We start from the raw sequence: 16900 nt of genomic DNA, 5'->3' as shown, positions 1-16900 counted from the left end.
ATGATGGATTGAGTGCGTCCGGACTTCATCGCGATTACGCGAATTCGGCGAACGCACCCGAATTTGCGCTGGCGCTTACGCCATGCGTGGCGCGCGTCTCGCGATTGAGCGCGGCCACGTCGACGATCAGCGCGACGCTGCCGTCGCCGAGAATGGTCGCCGCCGAAATGCCGTGCACCTTGCGGTAGTTCGTTTCCAGGTTCTTCACCACGACCTGTTGCTGGCCGACCAGTTCGTCGATCAGCATGGCGAAGCGACGACCTTCGGTTTCCATGATCGTGACGATGCCCTGCGTCGGGTCCGTGCGCGCGCCTTCGACGTTGAACGCCTGATGCAGCGCCACGAGCGGGAGATACTCGCCGCGCACGCGCACCACGCGGTCGCCGTTGGTGACCGTGTAGATGTCTTCGTGGCGCGGCTGCAGCGACTCCATCACGAAGTTCAGCGGCAGGATGAAGATCTCACTGCCGACCTTCACCGACATGCCGTCGAGAATCGCCAGCGTGAGCGGCAGCACGATGCGCGTGGTGCTGCCCTTGCCCGCGTGCGAGGTGATTTCCACGTGGCCGCCCATCGCCTGGATGTTGCGCTTCACCACGTCCATGCCCACGCCGCGGCCCGAAACGTCCGTCACCTGCTCGGCGGTCGAGAAGCCGGGCAGGAAGATGAGGTTCCAGACCTCGTCGTCGGACATGCTGTCGCTCACCTGCATGCCCTGCTTGATCGCCTTGGCGAGAATCTTGTCGCGGCGCAGGCCCGCGCCGTCGTCGCTCACCTCGATCACGATGTTGCCGCCGTGGTGCGCGGCGGACAGCACGAGCTGGCCCGTGGCGTCCTTGCCCGCGGCGCGGCGCGCTTCCACGGTTTCGATGCCGTGGTCGAGCGAGTTGCGCACGAGGTGCGTGAGCGGGTCGATGATGCGCTCGATCAGGCTCTTGTCGAGTTCGGTCGCCTGACCGAAGGTGACAAGCTCGACTTCCTTTCCGAGCTTCGCCGCGAGATCGCGCACGAGACGCGGGAAGCGGCTGAAGACGTAATCCATCGGCATCATGCGGATCGACATCACCGCTTCCTGCAGATCGCGGGCGTTGCGCTCGAGCTGCGCCATGCCGTTGTAGAGACGGTCGTGCAGCGCCGGGTCGAACGTGCTGGTGGTTTCCGCGAGCATGGCCTGCGTGATGACGAGTTCGCCCACGAGGTTGATCAGCTGGTCGACCTTTTCGACGCCCACGCGAATCGAACTGCCTTCCGCCGATGCGGCGGCGGCGGCCGGTCGCGCCTTGCGCTCGCCTTCGGCTTGCGCGGGCGCCGGGGCGCTCGCGGGCGGGCGCGGCATGTCTTGTTCGGCATGCGCGGCGGGCGGCGGGGCCGGGATCACGGCGCTCGCAGCAGGGGCCGCAGCCATCGGTGCCGCGGGAGGCGCGGCCGGTGTTGCCGCGGGCGCGGCGGCGGGTGCGGCCGCAGCCGGTTGCGCGTCGCCCTGCGGCGCGGCGCCACGGCCGATCGAAATCTGTTTCTCGTCGATCACGAAGCAGCACACCGCGATGATGTCATCGGAGGTCACATCGGTTTCGAGCCACAGCGTGAGGTCGTCGCCGGTCTTCACCTGGCCGAGAATGCGGCCGAGGTTGCCGAGCTCTTCGACGAGCAGCTCCTGGTCCTTCGCGTCGACGGCACGCAGCGTGACGCGCAGGTGCGGACCTTCCACCGCAGCGTCGGCGCCGGCTGCGGGCGCCGACGCTGCCGCATCGATCGCCTCGCTCACGACGTGCTCGGGCGCGCCCGAACCTGCCGAGGCCAGCGTGCTGTGCATTTCGAAAGCGGCTTCGAGATCTTCTTCCGAATCGCCGGCGCTCGCCTGCGCAGCCGGTGCGGGCGCGGGGGCCGGCGCCGGTGCGGGTTCAGGCGCGGGTACGCCGCGGCTTTCCGCGTAGAGGCGCTCGAGCTTGGTGCGCACGGCGGCCGCTGCCTGCGCATCGGGCTCGGCGCTCGCGCGGTAGGCGCCGAGCTGGTCGGAAAGCACGTCCTTCGTTTCGAGGAACGTGTCGATCATGTCCTTGCGCAGCACGAGCTCGTTGTTGCGAGCGCGGTCGAGCAGCGATTCGAGAATGTGGGTCGTCTCGGTCAAGGCCGTGAAGCCGAACGTCGCCGCGCCACCCTTGATCGAGTGCGCCGCGCGGAAGATCGCCGCCAGATCCTCGGGATCCGGGCGACCGACGTTCAGGTTCAGGAGAAGCTGCTCCATCTGAGCGAGCAGCTCGTCCGCCTCGTCGAAAAACGTCTGATAGAACTGAGTGATGTCGAGAGTCATTGCTCTTTCACCGCGTTAATTGCCTGGGGGGTGCCTGGTCGCTCGCCGCGCGGCACCTCAAGGGTGGGCCTCGCCGAGTGCGCTCGCCAGATCGACGAGCAGCTCGGGGTCCACCGGTTTTTCGATCCAGCCGGTCGCGCCTGCGTCGCGTACGGCTGCCTTGAAGCCTTCGTCCGATTCCGTGGTCAACACGAGGATGGGCGTTTCGAAGTACGAAGGATTCGCCCTCAACTGCTTGATCAGGTCGAGCCCGCCCATGCGCGGCATGTAAAGGTCGGTAAGCACGAGATCGAAGCGCTGGGCGAGCGCATGCTCGAGCCCTTCTTCGCCGTCGCTCGCCACCGTCACCTCGTAGCCTGCCGAGCCGAGCGCCGCCTGCAGGATCTCCCGCATGGACACCGAATCGTCGATCGCCAGAATGTTCCTGATCATCCGTTCCTCGTTGTCATTGCGCTGCCGGCGCGACGGCCGGGGCGACCGCCGGCCCCACCGGCGCCACCGTGGTCGCCACCTTCGGCGCGATCGCGACCGGCGCCGGCGCCGCCCGGCCCATGCCGGCGTCCGGCGTGAGCGCGGGCAGGCTCTTGCCCGAGCCCGCTGCGTCGTCGGAGAGCGTGGTGGTGGTCGAGTCGTCGTGCATGAGCGCGTCTTCGGACTTCTTGTTCAATACGATGATGCTGATGCGGCGGTTCTCCGGGTCGAGCGGATCGGCCTTGTTCAGGTTCTGCGTGGAAGCGAGACCGAGCACGCGCAACACCTTCGATTCGTCCATGCCGCCCGCGATCAGCTCGCGGCGCGATGCGTTCGCGCGGTCGGCGGAAAGCTCCCAGTTGCTATAGCCCTTGTCGCCGCCGGCGTAGGGCACGGCGTCGGTGTGGCCCTGCACGACGATGCGGTTGGGCACGTCGTTGAGCGTCTTGCCGATCGCCTGCAGGATGTCGCGCATGTACGGCTCGACCACGTCGCGCGCGGTGGCGAACATCGGGCGCTTCTGCGAGTCGACGATCTCGATGCGCAGGCCCTGCAGCGTGGAGTCGATGCGGATCTGCTGCTTGAACTGGCGCAGCACCGGATTCGCCTCGATCGCCGCCATCAGCTTGACTTGCAGGTCGTGCAGGCGCACCTGCTCCTTGCGTTCGAGCGAGCCTTCGAGCTGCTTCGTGGCGTCGTCGTCGTTGTGCTTCGACTGGTTGCGCTCGGAGCGCTCGGTCGCGCCGTCGCTGCGGCGCGTGACGCCCTGGTCCTGCGACGAGATGTCACGGCCGCCGCCCTTCAGGATGCTCGAGTCTTCCGCGCTGCGGTCGCCGCCCCAGAGCGTGATCTTCATCGGCTGGTTGAAGTAGTCGGCGATGCCCTTCAACTGCACCGTCGAAGCCGACGAAAGCAGCCACATCAGCAGAAAGAACGCCATCATCGCGGTCATGAAGTCCGCGTAGGCGAGCTTCCACGCGCCGCCATGATGGCCGGCCTTCTTCGGCGCGGCGCGCTTGACGACGATTGCGCGGTCCTTGTTGTTGCTCATGGGCCGTCCCTTACTTCGCCTTCACGCGGCGCACGTGCTCTTCGAGTTCCGTGAACGACGGACGCTCGGTCGAGAACAGCACCTTGCGGCCGAACTCCACGGCAATCGCCGGCGCGTAGCCGTTCAGGCTCGCGAGGATCGTGACCTTGATGCACTGGAACATCTTGGTCGACTCGGTCACGCGCTGCTCCGCGAGGCTCGAGAGCGGGCCGATCAGGCCGTACGAAAGCAGAATGCCGAGGAAGGTGCCGACCAGCGCCTGGGCGATCATCTCGCCGAGCACTGCGGGCGGCTTGTCGGCGGACGCCATGGTGTGAACCACGCCCATCACCGCCGCGACGATACCGAACGCCGGCATCGCGTCGCCCACCTTCGCGAGCGCGTGGGCAGGCGCCTCGCCTTCGGCGTGGTGCGTTTCGATTTCCTCGTCCATGAGGCTTTCGATCTCGAAGGCGTTCATGTTGCCGCCCACCATGAGACGCAGGTAGTCGGTGAGGAATTCGACGATGTGGTGGTCGGCCAGGATCTTCGGATACTGCGTGAAGATCGGGCTCTTCTGCGGATCGTCGATATCCGCTTCGAGCGTGAGCGTGCCTTCCTTTCGCGCCTTCGCGAGCAGGACATAGAGCAGCGCGAGCAGCTCCATGTACACGTCCTTGTTGTATTTGGCGCCCTTGAACAGCGTGGGAAGCACGCGCAAGGTGGCCTTGATGGTCTTGATGCCGTTGCCGAGGATGAACGCGCCGACGCCAGCACCACCGATCATGAGCAGTTCCATCGGCTGCATGAGTGCAGCGAGATGGCCGCCCTCGAGTGCGTAGCCGCCGAAGACGCAAAGGATCGTCAAGAGGGTTCCAACGATAATCAGCACTGCCGGGTCCTCACTAGAAATGCGCCGCGAACCGCCGTCGGCCCGCGCCCTTAGCTGGGTTTACGGCAACGGCGCGAAAAACTTTGGGTTTGAATGGGCGCGGATCGTAAGCCGGCCGGGCGTCTGCCGTCTGCTCGACGTCGACATGCCGGATGAATCTGGGGCCGGTTCGCAAAGCCGCGCGGGAAGGGATTGCAATTCGTGTCTATGACTGCGTGCGACGACGCGGCGCGCTTGCGGCACGCGCCTTCCGGCGAAGCCGCAGGGCCTCTGCGCCGGGACGGGCCGGGTTTATCCGGAGTCCCGGCCTGCATGGAGTGCGGCAAACCGCATCGATCAGGGTCAAGCGGCGTTGATCTGCCTCAAGCGGCGATCTGCGACGCAAGCGCGTTGCGCCGTGTGCGCCCCGCCCGCGAGGGCGGCTGGCACAGCCCGCAGACGAAGCCACGCTGCGGGTCGTGCGCGTGAGCGACGTAGCGGCCGCCGCAACGGCTGCATGGCGTCATCTGCAGGAGGCCCGAGGTGAAATAGCGCACGAGCGTCCAGGCGCGCGTGAGGCTCAGCGCGGGCGTTTCGTCATGCAGCCGCAGGTGCTCGAGATAGAGCCGGTAGCTCTTCACGATCGCGTGGATCGGCTCGCAGCGCGCGTGGCGGCTCATGAACATGAACGTGTTGTAGAACAGCGAGGAATGGACGTTGGGCTGCCAGGTCATGAACCAGTCGGTCGAAAACGGCAGCATGCCCTTGGGCGGCGACTCGCCCTTCACTTCCTTGTAAAGCCGGATGAGCCGGTCGCGCGAGAGCGAGGTCTCCGCTTCGAGCAGTTGCAAACGCGCGCCCAGTTCGATCAGCTCGATTGCGAGCGCGATCTCTTTTACCTCCTGCACCACACTCTTTGTCGCCATAGACACCCGTTGGAAGCCGCAATGGAATGCGCCTGGCCCCTGCCGCCGTTCGCGGGCAGCAAGGGTGCAATGCGCCGCAGCGCGCTGCGGCGCTGGGCGAAGCGGTTCAGCCGATCTGTTCGACGTCCTGGCCCGCCATGATGATCGCCGAGTGCGTCAGCGCGGTTTTGCCCTTGTCGGCAAGCGCGCTCAGGATGGCGTGGTCGTCGAACCGGAAGCGGCAAAGCAGCTGGTTCGATGCGGCAAGGCGTACGGTCTGCGCGAAAGTGAGATTAGCGAGCACCTCGGCAGACTGCTCGGAGATGCCCATACGGAACATGCCCGTCGGCTTGTCCTCGCGCAAAAGACGTTGCGCGAGCAACAGATACGACAGGTTCACTTCCTTGATCTCATTGAGCATGTCGCTGTGCGTCGTCGCGCTCATGGATTCCCCCGAATCAAATCGCGGCGGCTGGTCAGACCGCCCGCGGAAAACGTTTGCTCGCCCAGATACAACCCAAGTGCATCCGAACGGCCTGTTTATGGTCGTGGGTCCATTGTGGCTGGGGCGGGAACAAATGGAAATCGGACGGATGCCGCGACGCGTTGCGAGAAAAAGTTTCGCAAACGTGTAGGAATTTTTCTGACAAAGAGGCGGGAGCAGCGGCGGGAGGCGGGGCGCGTCATGTCGTGCGCATAGGCCGCGGATTTATCGGTTGATTATAGGCTTTTTCATGGATGCGTCACGCGTGGGTGGTATTCGCTGCGCGCGCGTCACTCGCGCCCTGCCTTTTGACCCTTGTTTCGGCGCAGCGGGCACGCGGCTTGCGCAATGCGCGCCCAAGCCGCGTCACGCTTTGCAATGGCCTCTTACACCTGCTGTATCCCGCTGTAACAACTTTAAGCGTTTGCAAAACCGCGTGTGTCGGGCCGCGAAATGGCCATAATCGGTCTCAGGGATAACCCGATACCGTTGTACCGCCGCAGTGCCGCATCACAGAGTTCGTTGCACACGCGGCTTTTTTGCCAGGAGATCGAACAATGCGAATCGCACAAATTGCGCCACTTTATGAAGCCGTTCCGCCCAAGCTTTATGGCGGCACCGAGCGCGTCGTGTCCTACCTGACCGAAGCGCTGGTCGACCTCGGCCACGACGTGACGCTGTTCGCCAGCGGCGATTCGGTCACCTCGGCAAACCTCGAAGCCGCCTGGCCGCGCGCACTGCGTCTGGACCCCACGATCCGCGACGCGCTGGCGCCGCACATGGTGCTGCTCGAGCGCGTGCGCCGCGTCGCGCACGAATTCGACGTGCTGCACTTCCACCTCGACTATCTGCCGTTCCCGCTTTTCACGACCATGGACACGCCGTTCGTGACGACGCTCCACGGCCGCCTCGACCTGCCGGAGCTGCAACCGGTATTCGAGCAGTTCCCGAACGCACCGGTCATCTCGATTTCGGACTCGCAGCGCCAGCCGTTGCCGCAGGCCGCGTGGCAGAACACGATCTATCACGGACTGCCAAAGAACCTGCTCACGCCGCAAGCTGATCGCAAGCCCGAGTACCTGGCGTTCCTCGGCCGGATCTGCCCGGAAAAGCGTGTGGACACGGCGATCAAGATCGCCGCGCTCTCCGGCCTGCCGCTGAAGATCGCCGCCAAGGTCGACAAGGTCGACCAGGACTACTTCAAGACCGAGATCGAGCCGCTGCTTTCGCAGGCCCACGTGGAGTTCGTCGGCGAGATCAACGAAGAGCAGAAGCCCGCGTTCCTTTCGGGTGCGAAAGCGCTGCTGTTCCCGATCGACTGGTCCGAGCCGTTCGGCCTCGTGATGATCGAGGCGATGGCGTGCGGCACGCCGGTGATCGCCTTCAATCGCGGTTCGGTGCCGGAAGTGATCGACCCGGGCGTGACGGGCTATGTCGTCGAGGACGTGCAAGGCGCCGTGGCCGCGCTCCAGAGTGTCGATTCGCTTTCGCGCGTGGCGATTCGCAACCAGTTCGAACACCGCTTTACGTCGCACATCATGGCCGGCAATTATGTCGACACTTATACGGCGCTGATCGAAGCCGCGCAGCGTCCGGTACTGCGTCGCGTCGCCGCCGGTTGAGTGCGAAGCATTCCAGATTTCGCGATAAATCCAGACGAATGCGCGATGTGAATCGTTTGCGAGTCGCTGAATAGCGCCATTACGCGTTGATTACAGAAGACTCACAAAAAAGAGCCGCATGAAACATGCGGCTCTTTTTGCATTTTCGGCTACACCGCTATGACGGCCGGGCTGTTCCCCGGCGGCATGCGTCAGGCGATCAGGTAGCGTTCGCGGTTCTTGCCCGCGATCCACTTGGGCGGCTTGCCGCGGCCGCTCCAGGTCGCGCCGGACTTGGGGTCCTGATAGCGCGCAGGCAGCGGCGCCTTTTTCGGCGGACGCCCGCGGCGCGCGGCCTCGGCAAAGCCCAGGTCCTGGGCGGAAAGGCCGTATTCGGCGATCTTTTCCCGGATCGTGGCGATGACGTCCGCGATCTCCGTGCGCCGCGCCTCTTCGGCCTGAGCCTGGAGTTTTGCGATCTGCGCCTTGATCTCTGTATATTGCGACATTTCTATTCCCCCTTCATTGCTCTTGAAACCTGCTCTTGAAACCGGCTCGATCGGAGATTAGACGTAAATAACGGAATTCGCAATCGCTATTAATACTGCCTTTTTACGCTATTCTTCAATTTAACGATCGACCGGCTCCAGCGCAATTGCGTACACATCGATCGTAATAATTCGATCAATTACGTCGAAATTGACAATCCTTGACAGCATCGAAAAGGGCGACTGCCTAGAATCTGGCATTTCCCGGTGCCGGTGCTTTACGCGGCCCCTTCAAAAATCGACTTTTCGAGGTGTCACGCAATGCACTTATCCAGGCGGCTCATCGCCGAACTGATCGGCACTTTCTGGCTCGTTCTGGGCGGCTGCGGCAGCGCGGTGCTCGCGGCCAACTTCGCCGGGCCGGTTCACGGACTCGGGATCGGGTTCGTGGGCGTGTCGCTCGCCTTTGGCCTGACCGTGCTCACCATGGCCTACGCCATCGGCCACATTTCCGGCTGCCATCTGAATCCCGCCGTGAGCGTGGGCCTGACCGTGGCGGGCCGCTTCCCGGCGCGCGACCTCGTGCCCTATATCGCCGCGCAGGTGGTGGGCGCGGTGATCGGCGCTTTCGTGCTTGCGCTCATCGCGACGGGCAAGCCCGGCTTCGACCTCGTCGCGAGCGGCTTCGCGACCAACGGTTACGGCGAGCAGTCGCCGGGACACTACGCCATGGGCGCCGCGTTCGTGTGCGAAGCGGTCATGACCGCGGTCTTCCTGTTCGTCATTCTCGGCGCAACCGACAAGCGCGCACCCGCAGGCTTCGCGCCGATCGCCATCGGCCTGTGCCTCACGCTGATTCATCTGATCTCGATTCCCGTCACCAATACCTCGGTGAATCCGGCACGCTCGACCGGCCCCGCGCTGTTCGTGGGCGGCGAGGCGATCTCGCAGCTGTGGCTGTTCTGGGTCGCGCCGATCGTCGGCGCAGTGATCGCAGGCATCGTGTACCCGGCGGTGGCGGGGCGGGGCGAAGCGGTGGCGGCGGTCGGCGCGCGCGAGACGGCTTGACGGCCTCTGACGCGCGCTGACACGTCCGCGCGGCCCGAGCCGCGCCGCATTGCGACACGTTCTCCGTGCAGTTGCAAACGGGCGCTTCGGCGCCCGTTTGTCTTGCTGAGCGCGGGGCGCTCCGGGTGCGCTGCTGGCCGGGCCCGTGACGGCTGCGCTGCTAGAATCGGGCGACCTTCCCATTGTCTTGCGACCTGGAGCATCACGCCCAGCATGAAGCGCTCACGCCCCCGGCCAGGCCGGATCGCCTCGACGCTCGCCGCCGCGCTGAGCGCACTGCTATGCGCCTGCGCGCCGCTGCCACACGCCAACGGAGCCGCTAACGCCGGCGAGACAGCGCAGACGAATGCGAGCAGCGCGCCAGCCACGCGCAACGTCGAAACGCTCATCTTCGTGAGGCACGGTGAAAAGCCGCCAGAGGGATTCGGCCAACTTAACTGCAAGGGGCTGAACCGAGCGCTTGCGCTGCCGGCCGTGATCGCGGCCAAGTACGGCAAGCCCGATGCGATCTACGCGCCCGACCCCGGCGAGCAAAAGGAAGACAACGGCCATGCCTACAACTACGTGCGCCCGCTCGCGACGATCGAGCCGACCGCGATCCAGTTCGGCATGCCGGTCCAGACGCCGTATGGCTATTCGAAGATCGACGCGCTGCAAAGCGCACTCGTCGATCCGCAGTGGCGCGGCCGCACCGTGCTCGTTGCATGGGAGCATCGGGAAATCGAGACGCTCGTACGCCGCGTCGTCACCGCGCACGGCGGCAGCGCGAACGACGTACCGCGCTGGGAGAGCGCGGACTTCGACAGCATTTACGTGGTGCGTATCGACTGGAGCGGCGGCGCCGCGCGCGCGCGTTTCTCGCACGAGCGCGAAGGGCTCGACGGTCGCGCGGACGACTGCCCGTGCGCGCAACTGCCCGCCGCGCAGTAATCGTCCCGCGGTTATCGTTCGAATGGAATCGAGGTGGTGGCGGCGCTAGCGACCGCGCCCGCGTGAATTACGACGCGAGTTCGTCGCTGAGCGCGAACAGCTTGCGAAGATGATGCGCGACACCGGCTTCGAAGTTGTTGCCGATGCGCGGCACCCGAGGCAGTCGCTTGATGAGATCGGGATTGGCGTTGTTCATCATGAACGGATGACCCGCCGTTTCGAGCAGGTCGATATCGTTCATGTTGTCGCCGAACGCGACGCAACCCGCGGCGTCCACGCCGAGCCGGTCGAGTACGACGCGCAGCGCGCGGCCCTTCGAAACGCCGGCCACCATCACTTCGAGGCAATCGGGCAGGGAATAGGTGACGTAGAGCGCGTCGCCGAACTCGCGCGCGAGATTCTGCGCGACGTGCGCGAGATCTGCCGGATCGCCGATATAGAGCGCCTTGGCGATGCCTGCGCCCGCGTAATCGCGCAGATCCGCCACGCGGTACTCGAAGCCCGAGTCCTGGTGATACGCGAGCAGTTCGGGCGCGTCGCGGTCGATGAGCCAGGCGTCGTCGGTATAGATGCTCACGATCACGCGGCCGTGCTCGCCCACGGTGTCGGCGGCGACCAGACGCTCGACCATGGGCGCGCTCAGATTGCTCGCGTGGATCAGTGTGTCGTCGGGTGCGTGCACGCGCGCGCCGTTCGCGGTGATGAGATATGGCCGGATGCCGAGCACGTCGCGAATACCGGCCACGTCGCAATAGTGGCGGCCGGTCGCGATTACGAACGGCAGCCCCTGCGCATCGAGTGCGCCCAGCGTGGCAACCGTGAACGGATCGACCTGATGGTCGCTATTGAGCAGCGTTCCGTCGAGATCGGTTGCAATGACCTTGTACATGGTGATTAGACAGCTAGCGGGAAACGTTGAATCGTAGCATCTGCGGCACGGCTATGCCCTTGACCTACGTTCGCGCCCTTTCTCACTTGCCGCTCAGTTGTCCGCAGCAGCGCGCGCCAGCCGCTGGGCCTCCATCTGCGCGAGGCGAAGCGCGCCGGACGTGGAATCGGCGAGCGGCGCGCGCAGGCGATCGCGCACCGCTTGCGGCACCCACTCGCGCAGCGGTTGCCCAAGGCCGCCCGAGAGCGCCGCCGGCAGCTCGCCCGAAGGATCGAGCGCGGTGATGAGTTTCGCGATTTCCACGCCGGCTTCGGCGAGCAGCTTAGCGACGAACGGATGTTCGCGATGCGCGAGGACGACCGGTGCGAGGCTGGCGTAAGCTGTCTGGTTGGCCGCGCACTGCCATACGATGAGACTGTCGCGATCGGTGGCCCGCGCGTGTGCGAGGAGGGCCCGTGCGAAGTCGTCCATGGGCACGCGTGCATCGAGCGCCTGCTGCGCCCAGACGATCGCGCGCAGGCCGAACCACGCGCCACTCGCTTCGTCGCCCGAGGGAAAGCCGAAACCGCCCGCAATGCGGCACTGACCGTCCTCACCAAGCACCGCTGCGATGCTGCCCGTGCCGAGGGCGACCACCACGCCCGGCGCGCCGCCGTGCGCGCCCAGCAGCGTCGTGTAGGCGTCGCTTTCCACCGCCAGTCCGGCCACGGGAGGAGCGGCAGCGAGAAACGGCGCCAGCCAGTCGGGGTTGTTCACGCCCGCGAGCCCGCAGCCAAGCACGCATTGCGACCAGTCGAACGCAAGCCCCGCGTGCGCAAACGCCGCGCGGCAGCCCTCCTCGATCGATTGCCAGGCCCGCGCGATACCGAGCCCGAGCCCCGACGGCCCCGTAGCCGCGCGCGCGAGTTCGACGCCGTTCGCGTCGCCAAGCGCGATGCGCGTGCCCGTGCCGCCGCCGTCCACGCCAATCAACCAGGTGTATTTCTGCATGGTGTCCGCCGCGCCTCGCGCGCCTGTGAGTCCGGTTCGAAAGCCAAAATTCTTGTCGTGCCGCAGAGACTAACGGCTTCCCCGGGTTCGCACAATCGGCCATCCGGCCAGGGTGGCGGCGCTGCACCGATCCGCTATGCTTGCGTGGCTCGAACGATGTCTCGCAAGGAGAACTTACCGTGACACACCGCTGCAACTGGGTATCGGCCGGCGCGTCGCCGCAGTATGTGCAATACCACGACGAGGAGTGGGGCGTGCCGTCGCGGGACGACCAGCATCTGTTCGAAATGATCGTGCTCGAAGGCGCGCAGGCAGGGCTCTCGTGGTCCACGATACTCAACAAGCGCGAAGGCTATCGCCGCGCCTTCGCCGACTTCGACATCGAGAAGGTTGCGCGCTTTACGCCCAAACACGTCGAAACGCTCATGCAGGACGCCTTGATCGTGCGCAACCGGGCCAAGATCGAGGCCGCCATCGCCAACGCCCGCGCCGTGCAGCAAATCCAGACGGAGCACGGCTCGCTCGCGAAGTTTGTCTGGTCGTTCGTGAACGACACGCCCATCCAGAACGACCTCGCCTCGTATCGCGACGCACCAGCGTCTACCGAAGTCTCGGACGCCCTTAGCAAGGCGCTCAAGAAATACGGCTGCAAATTCGTTGGTACGACGATCTGCTACGCGTTCATGCAGGCTGTCGGCATGGTCAACGACCATGAGCGCGACTGCATGTGCCGCAAGGCCTGCGCTGCGCTTGGCAAAAAGAAGCGCCGCGCCTGAGCGCAGTGACACTTGCGCGACTCGGGTAACTCCCGAGCGAGGCAGGACGCGCCTTGCAAGCCCTCGTCCCGCATGGCTTTGTGGCACGCCGGCGCGACTGCGCGCGGCACTGGCCAACCCAATTTTTGATCGCTACGGTGCGCCACCCCACGGTTTTCCGCTGGCGTGCCGTTATAACGGGAAGTGAATGCAGACGCGTCAGGGGAACCGTGAGTGATGTCGGCTGGAAGGCCGGCGGCGCCGCATTAGAAGGGAATTAACCTGTGCCCGGCAGCTGGGCAACAGGGGGTTGAAATGAAAAACGTCCACTTCCTGAGTCATCAGGAAATCTTCGACCGCGCGGTGGCCCATCTCTTTGGCCAGGGGCGCGCGGCACTTCTCCCACGCGGAGGCGGCGCCTACCGGGGCGGTGGCTGTGGCGGCGGCTCCGGCAGCGCGCACAGCTATGGCGGTTGCCCGGTCGGCAGCTTCATCCGGCCACGCGACTATATGAGCGCCATGGAAGGCATACCCGTGCGCTACCTCGGCCGTGAGACGAACGACGTGCCGCTCTATATGGATGTGGGCGTCGCCGCGCTGAAGAAGGCGCTGCTGCGCGCCCATATCAACATATACGACCCCGCCACGATCACTCTGCTGAGTTGCCTGCAGAACGTGCACGACGTGTTTGGCGTGTGGGAATGGCGCGAACGCCTTTGCTCGATTGCCGCGCAGTTCAGCTTGTCGCCCGCGCAGCTGAAGAACGCTGCCTGAAATCGGCCGGCACGCGCAACACGCGCTGCGCATCGGCGCGGAGTTTCTAAGCGCAAATACGCACAAACGCAAACGGCGGCGCAGCTTCTTGCGAAGCATGCGCCGCCGTCTGGCGGAACACCGAAAAGCGAAAAAGCTTAGTGGAGCTTCTTCGGCAGCATCTGGCTGCGCAGGCGCTTGTGCAGGCGCTTAACAGCAGCTGCCTTCTTGCGCTTGCGAACTGCCGTCGGCTTTTCGTAAGCTTGACGCTCACGCAGCTCGGCGATCAGGCCGTTCTTTTCGATTGCACGGCGGAAGCGGCGAATCGCCACTTCGAACGGCTCGTTTTCCTTCAGAAGAATCGTCGTCATGTATTTCCTAACTCAAATCGCTTAATACGGTTCAAAGGCGCGAGCGTCAAAGCCGCTCACGCGCCGGCCCTCCGGTCGTTCGCCACGCTGGGGCCGAACGAGAGGCAAGGCGGCCACGGAGGCCGGAAAAGAGAAGTAGGGGGTTCACAGCGGAACGCGATCAGGTCGACCTTGCTGCAACACACCTGACCGCCGGTTTGCGGCCGCCAACAGTAACGAACACGGCAACAAAACAGGCAAAGATCTCAATTCACTCCCAATGATATCAGGAAAAGATCCGCCTGACCAGGGTTTCTTGAGTCTACTCAGGGACTTGCGCGGCTTGCCGCGGCCGCCGCGCCCGCCCTGTCGATTAGGACACCTGGGTTAATGCCTTTGCCGTCAGGCGCTCGCGTCGTTGAGCGCCTGGATGTCGGCCGGATCGAGCTTCAGCCGTACCGCTGCTGCAAGGCTCTCCAGCTGATCCAGCGAGGTCGCGCTCGCGATCGGCGCGGTAATGCTCGGGCGCGCGATCAGCCACGCCAGCGCAACTGCCGCGAGCGTGCTGCCGTGACGCTCGGCCACATAGTCGAGCGCCGCGAGGATCCGGATGCCGCGGTGGTCGAGGTACTTTTCGACGCGCGAGCCGCGCGTGCTCTTCGCGAGATCCTCGCGCGAACGGTACTTGCCCGAGAGAAAGCCGCTCGCGAGGCTGTAATAGGGCACGACCGCGAGCTTCTGCGCCATGGCCACCGGTTCGAGATCGGCCTCGTAATGGGCGCGGTCGTACAGGTTGTATTCGGGCTGAATGATCTGGTACGCGGGCAGGCCGGATTTCGTCGCAACCGCGAGCGCCTCCTCGACGCGCGCGCCCGTGTAGTTCGACGCGCCGATCACCCGCACCTTGCCGGCCTCGATCAGCCGTTGGTACGCACCGAGCGTTTCCTCGAGCGGGACTTTCTGGTCGTCCTCGTGCGAGAAGTATACGTCGATGTAGTCAGTCTGCAGACGACGCAGCGAATCCTCCACGGCAGCCGCGATGTTGGCGGCGGAAAGTCCCGGGCGGCGTGCATCTTTTGCGACCTTCGTTGCGATCACCACCTTGTCGCGCTTGCCGCTTTTGGCGATCCACTTGCCGATGATCGTCTCCGATTCGCCGCCCTGGTTGCCGGGCACCCACGCGGAATACACATCGGCGGTGTCGATGAAGTTGAGGCCGGCGTCGGTGAAGGCGTCGAGTATCGAAAACGAGGTGGCTTCGTCTGCGGTCCAGCCGAAGACGTTGCCGCCGAACATGAGCGGGGCGACCTGCAACGAGGAATTGCCGATCCTGCGTAGTTCCATGGGGCCTCCAGAAAAAAGGGCGGACGGGAATCGCTGAGGATACGCCGCCTCGCGGCGCGCTGCAGCGGGCAAGGGCGCGCAGCCGCGGGAGTGCCTTGGCGCCCTGCACTAAACCACGCGCGATACCTGCCGTAAACACGCTTGCAAACTGCAAGACGCAGAAATGCGTGAGGGAAGCGGGAAGCACGAAGCGCGGCGCAAGCGGATTTTTTATGCACCGCGCAAATGAGGTCTCGATTGTCGGTGCTTCCCCTCAAGTTTTTTTTACCCACGCCGACAACCTTCACTGAGGCGGCCAGCAATGAAAGATTGCACCCGCCGCGGCCATAGTGGCTTGTAACGGGCTTTCAGCCCGCTTAGGAGAATTTCCATGCTCGGAATTAACAGCAACATCAACTCGCTCGTCGCGCAACAGAACCTGACGGGCTCGGGCAGCGCGCTGTCGCAAGCGATCACGCGCCTGTCGTCGGGTAAGCGCATCAACAGCGCAGCTGACGATGCAGCAGGCCTCGCGATCTCGAACATCATGCAGACCCAGATCAACGGTCTGAATCAAGGCGTGTCGAACTCGAACGACGGCGTTTCGCTGGTTCAAACGGCATCGAGCGGTCTGTCGTCGCTGACGAGCAGCCTGCAACGTATCCGCCAGCTGGCTACGCAAGCGGCCAACGGCTCGATGACCTCCGACGACCGCGCAGCACTGCAAAAGGAAGTGAACCAGCAAGTTTCGGAAATCAACCGTATCGCGTCGCAAACGACGTACAACGGCATGAACGTGCTGAACGGTTCGCTCGGTAACGTGTCGTTCCAGGTTGGCGCGAACGTCGGCCAGACGATCAGCCTGAGCCTGACGCAAAACATGTCGGCGGCTTCGATCGGCAGCGGCGTGCCGCAAGCTGGCCAAACGCTCGGCACGTTCTCGGGCCTGAGCCTGAACTCGGCCGGCGCTACGGTCGCCGCCTCGGCTGCAACCGTCACCTCCGTCAATGTGGTCTCCGACGGCAGCGGCGGCTTCACGTTCACGGACCAGAACAACCAGGCACTGAGCCAGACGGCGGTCGGCGCTCTGTTCACGGCCTCCAACGAAGCCAGCAGCACCGGCGGCGGCTTCCAGGGCTCGGGTACGGCGGTCACGCTCACCGACGGCGGCATGTCGGCGGCTATGGCTGCAGCAGCCGGCTCGGCGGGTTCCGCAGCGGCCGCCGCCGCTGGTGTCGCCATGGAAACGCAGATCGGCGCGTACAACGCACCGACGGACGTTGCTAACGTCAACATCAGCACGGCAAGCGGCGCAAGCATGGCCATGGAGTCGATCGACAACGCGCTGAACACGCTGAACAACCTGCAAGCAACGCTCGGCGCAGCGCAAAACCGCTTCACGGCAATCGGCACGACGCAGCAAGCTCAGTCGACCGACCTGTCGACCGCCCAGTCGTCGATCCAGGACGCCAACTTCGCGGAAGAAACGGCAAACCTGAGCAAGGCGCAAGTGCTGCAGCAAGCTGGTATCTCGGTGCTGGCACAAGCGAACTCGCAGCCGCAGCAGATCCTGAAGCTCCTCCAGTAATACGAGCTTCTGTAGCCCAAGCGTTGCGCGCCCGGCCGCCATACCCGTGAGCGCAACGCAAGCCAATCGGGAGGATCACCTCCCGATTGGCAT

Annotated in this window: 17 protein-coding genes; 6 read left to right on the top strand and 11 right to left on the bottom strand. The window is 64.6% G+C overall.

All coding sequences use genetic code 11. The features are described 5' to 3' along the window. Positions 1–34: 34 nt before the first annotated feature. The 6 genes from cheA to flhD form a co-directional block, all read right to left on the bottom strand. On the bottom strand, positions 35–2311 hold the full coding sequence (cheA, locus tag AB4Y43_RS05165; protein ID WP_069264374.1) for a chemotaxis protein CheA: 2277 nt from the start codon (positions 2309–2311) through the stop codon (positions 35–37). 57 nt (positions 2312–2368) lie between these two features. Next, a complete protein-coding gene (locus AB4Y43_RS05160) occupies positions 2369–2743 on the bottom strand; it encodes a response regulator (protein ID WP_069264375.1) in 375 nt (124 codons plus the stop codon). A 13-nt stretch (positions 2744–2756) separates the two neighbouring features. Continuing rightward, entirely contained in the window at positions 2757–3833 is a 1077-nt protein-coding gene (gene motB / locus AB4Y43_RS05155; RefSeq protein WP_069264376.1) for a flagellar motor protein MotB, read from the bottom strand. Positions 3834–3843: 10 nt separating this feature from the next. Continuing rightward, positions 3844–4704: a flagellar motor stator protein MotA gene (gene motA / locus AB4Y43_RS05150; RefSeq protein WP_042265911.1), complete on the bottom strand. Its 861-nt coding sequence runs from the start codon at positions 4702–4704 to the stop codon at positions 3844–3846. A 362-nt stretch (positions 4705–5066) separates the two neighbouring features. Continuing rightward, positions 5067–5609, bottom strand: coding sequence for a flagellar transcriptional regulator FlhC (flhC, locus tag AB4Y43_RS05145; RefSeq protein WP_069264379.1), 543 nt, complete (start codon positions 5607–5609; stop codon positions 5067–5069). Between the two features lie 106 nt (positions 5610–5715). Then, positions 5716–6033, bottom strand: coding sequence for a flagellar transcriptional regulator FlhD (gene flhD, locus AB4Y43_RS05140; RefSeq protein WP_069264381.1), 318 nt, complete (start codon positions 6031–6033; stop codon positions 5716–5718). A gap of 596 nt (positions 6034–6629) precedes the next feature. Between flhD and AB4Y43_RS05135 the strand changes: the two genes are divergently transcribed. Further along, positions 6630–7694, top strand: a complete 1065-nt coding sequence (locus AB4Y43_RS05135) for a glycosyltransferase family 4 protein (RefSeq protein WP_368727166.1) — start codon at positions 6630–6632, stop codon at positions 7692–7694. A gap of 191 nt (positions 7695–7885) precedes the next feature. Here AB4Y43_RS05135 and AB4Y43_RS05130 read toward each other — a convergent pair whose 3' ends face one another. Beyond that, a complete protein-coding gene (locus AB4Y43_RS05130) occupies positions 7886–8182 on the bottom strand; it encodes an H-NS family nucleoid-associated regulatory protein (protein WP_028203342.1) in 297 nt (98 codons plus the stop codon). Positions 8183–8482: 300 nt separating this feature from the next. On the opposite strand from AB4Y43_RS05130, the gene aqpZ reads away from it, so the two are divergent. Together aqpZ and AB4Y43_RS05120 are read left to right on the top strand one after the other, a co-directional pair. Then, a complete protein-coding gene (gene aqpZ, locus AB4Y43_RS05125; RefSeq protein ID WP_069264385.1) occupies positions 8483–9229 on the top strand; it encodes an aquaporin Z in 747 nt (248 codons plus the stop codon). Between the two features lie 213 nt (positions 9230–9442). Beyond that, a complete protein-coding gene (locus AB4Y43_RS05120; protein ID WP_368618536.1) occupies positions 9443–10159 on the top strand; it encodes a histidine phosphatase family protein in 717 nt (238 codons plus the stop codon). Between the two features lie 67 nt (positions 10160–10226). Here AB4Y43_RS05120 and AB4Y43_RS05115 read toward each other — a convergent pair whose 3' ends face one another. Both AB4Y43_RS05115 and AB4Y43_RS05110 read right to left on the bottom strand, forming a co-directional pair. Further along, positions 10227–11048 carry a Cof-type HAD-IIB family hydrolase gene (locus AB4Y43_RS05115; protein ID WP_368618537.1) on the bottom strand — a complete coding sequence of 274 codons (822 nt, stop codon included), beginning with the start codon at positions 11046–11048 and terminating at the stop codon, positions 10227–10229. Between the two features lie 93 nt (positions 11049–11141). Continuing rightward, positions 11142–12038: a BadF/BadG/BcrA/BcrD ATPase family protein gene (locus tag AB4Y43_RS05110; protein WP_368727165.1), complete on the bottom strand. Its 897-nt coding sequence runs from the start codon at positions 12036–12038 to the stop codon at positions 11142–11144. A gap of 179 nt (positions 12039–12217) precedes the next feature. Between AB4Y43_RS05110 and AB4Y43_RS05105 the strand changes: the two genes are divergently transcribed. Together AB4Y43_RS05105 and AB4Y43_RS05100 are read left to right on the top strand one after the other, a co-directional pair. Beyond that, a complete protein-coding gene (locus tag AB4Y43_RS05105; protein ID WP_368727164.1) occupies positions 12218–12814 on the top strand; it encodes a DNA-3-methyladenine glycosylase I in 597 nt (198 codons plus the stop codon). A gap of 294 nt (positions 12815–13108) precedes the next feature. After that, the gene (locus AB4Y43_RS05100; protein ID WP_368727163.1) at positions 13109–13567 is read left to right on the top strand and encodes a hypothetical protein; all 459 of its coding nucleotides are present in this window, start codon (positions 13109–13111) and stop codon (positions 13565–13567) included. Between the two features lie 137 nt (positions 13568–13704). Here AB4Y43_RS05100 and rpsU read toward each other — a convergent pair whose 3' ends face one another. Both rpsU and AB4Y43_RS05090 read right to left on the bottom strand, forming a co-directional pair. Then, on the bottom strand, positions 13705–13917 hold the full coding sequence (gene rpsU, locus AB4Y43_RS05095) for a 30S ribosomal protein S21 (RefSeq protein ID WP_004198205.1): 213 nt from the start codon (positions 13915–13917) through the stop codon (positions 13705–13707). Positions 13918–14298: 381 nt separating this feature from the next. Further along, on the bottom strand, positions 14299–15240 hold the full coding sequence (locus AB4Y43_RS05090) for an aldo/keto reductase (protein ID WP_069264394.1): 942 nt from the start codon (positions 15238–15240) through the stop codon (positions 14299–14301). A 370-nt stretch (positions 15241–15610) separates the two neighbouring features. Between AB4Y43_RS05090 and AB4Y43_RS05085 the strand changes: the two genes are divergently transcribed. Continuing rightward, positions 15611–16807, top strand: a complete 1197-nt coding sequence (locus tag AB4Y43_RS05085) for a flagellin (RefSeq protein WP_368727162.1) — start codon at positions 15611–15613, stop codon at positions 16805–16807. Positions 16808–16900 lie beyond the last annotated feature (93 nt).

Source organism: Paraburkholderia sp. BR10872 (genome assembly GCF_040965835.1).
In the GTDB taxonomy this organism is placed as follows: domain Bacteria; phylum Pseudomonadota; class Gammaproteobacteria; order Burkholderiales; family Burkholderiaceae; genus Paraburkholderia; species Paraburkholderia nodosa_A.
The sequence above is the reverse complement of the archived record's forward strand: the minus strand, read 5'-3'. Positions and strand labels throughout refer to the sequence as shown.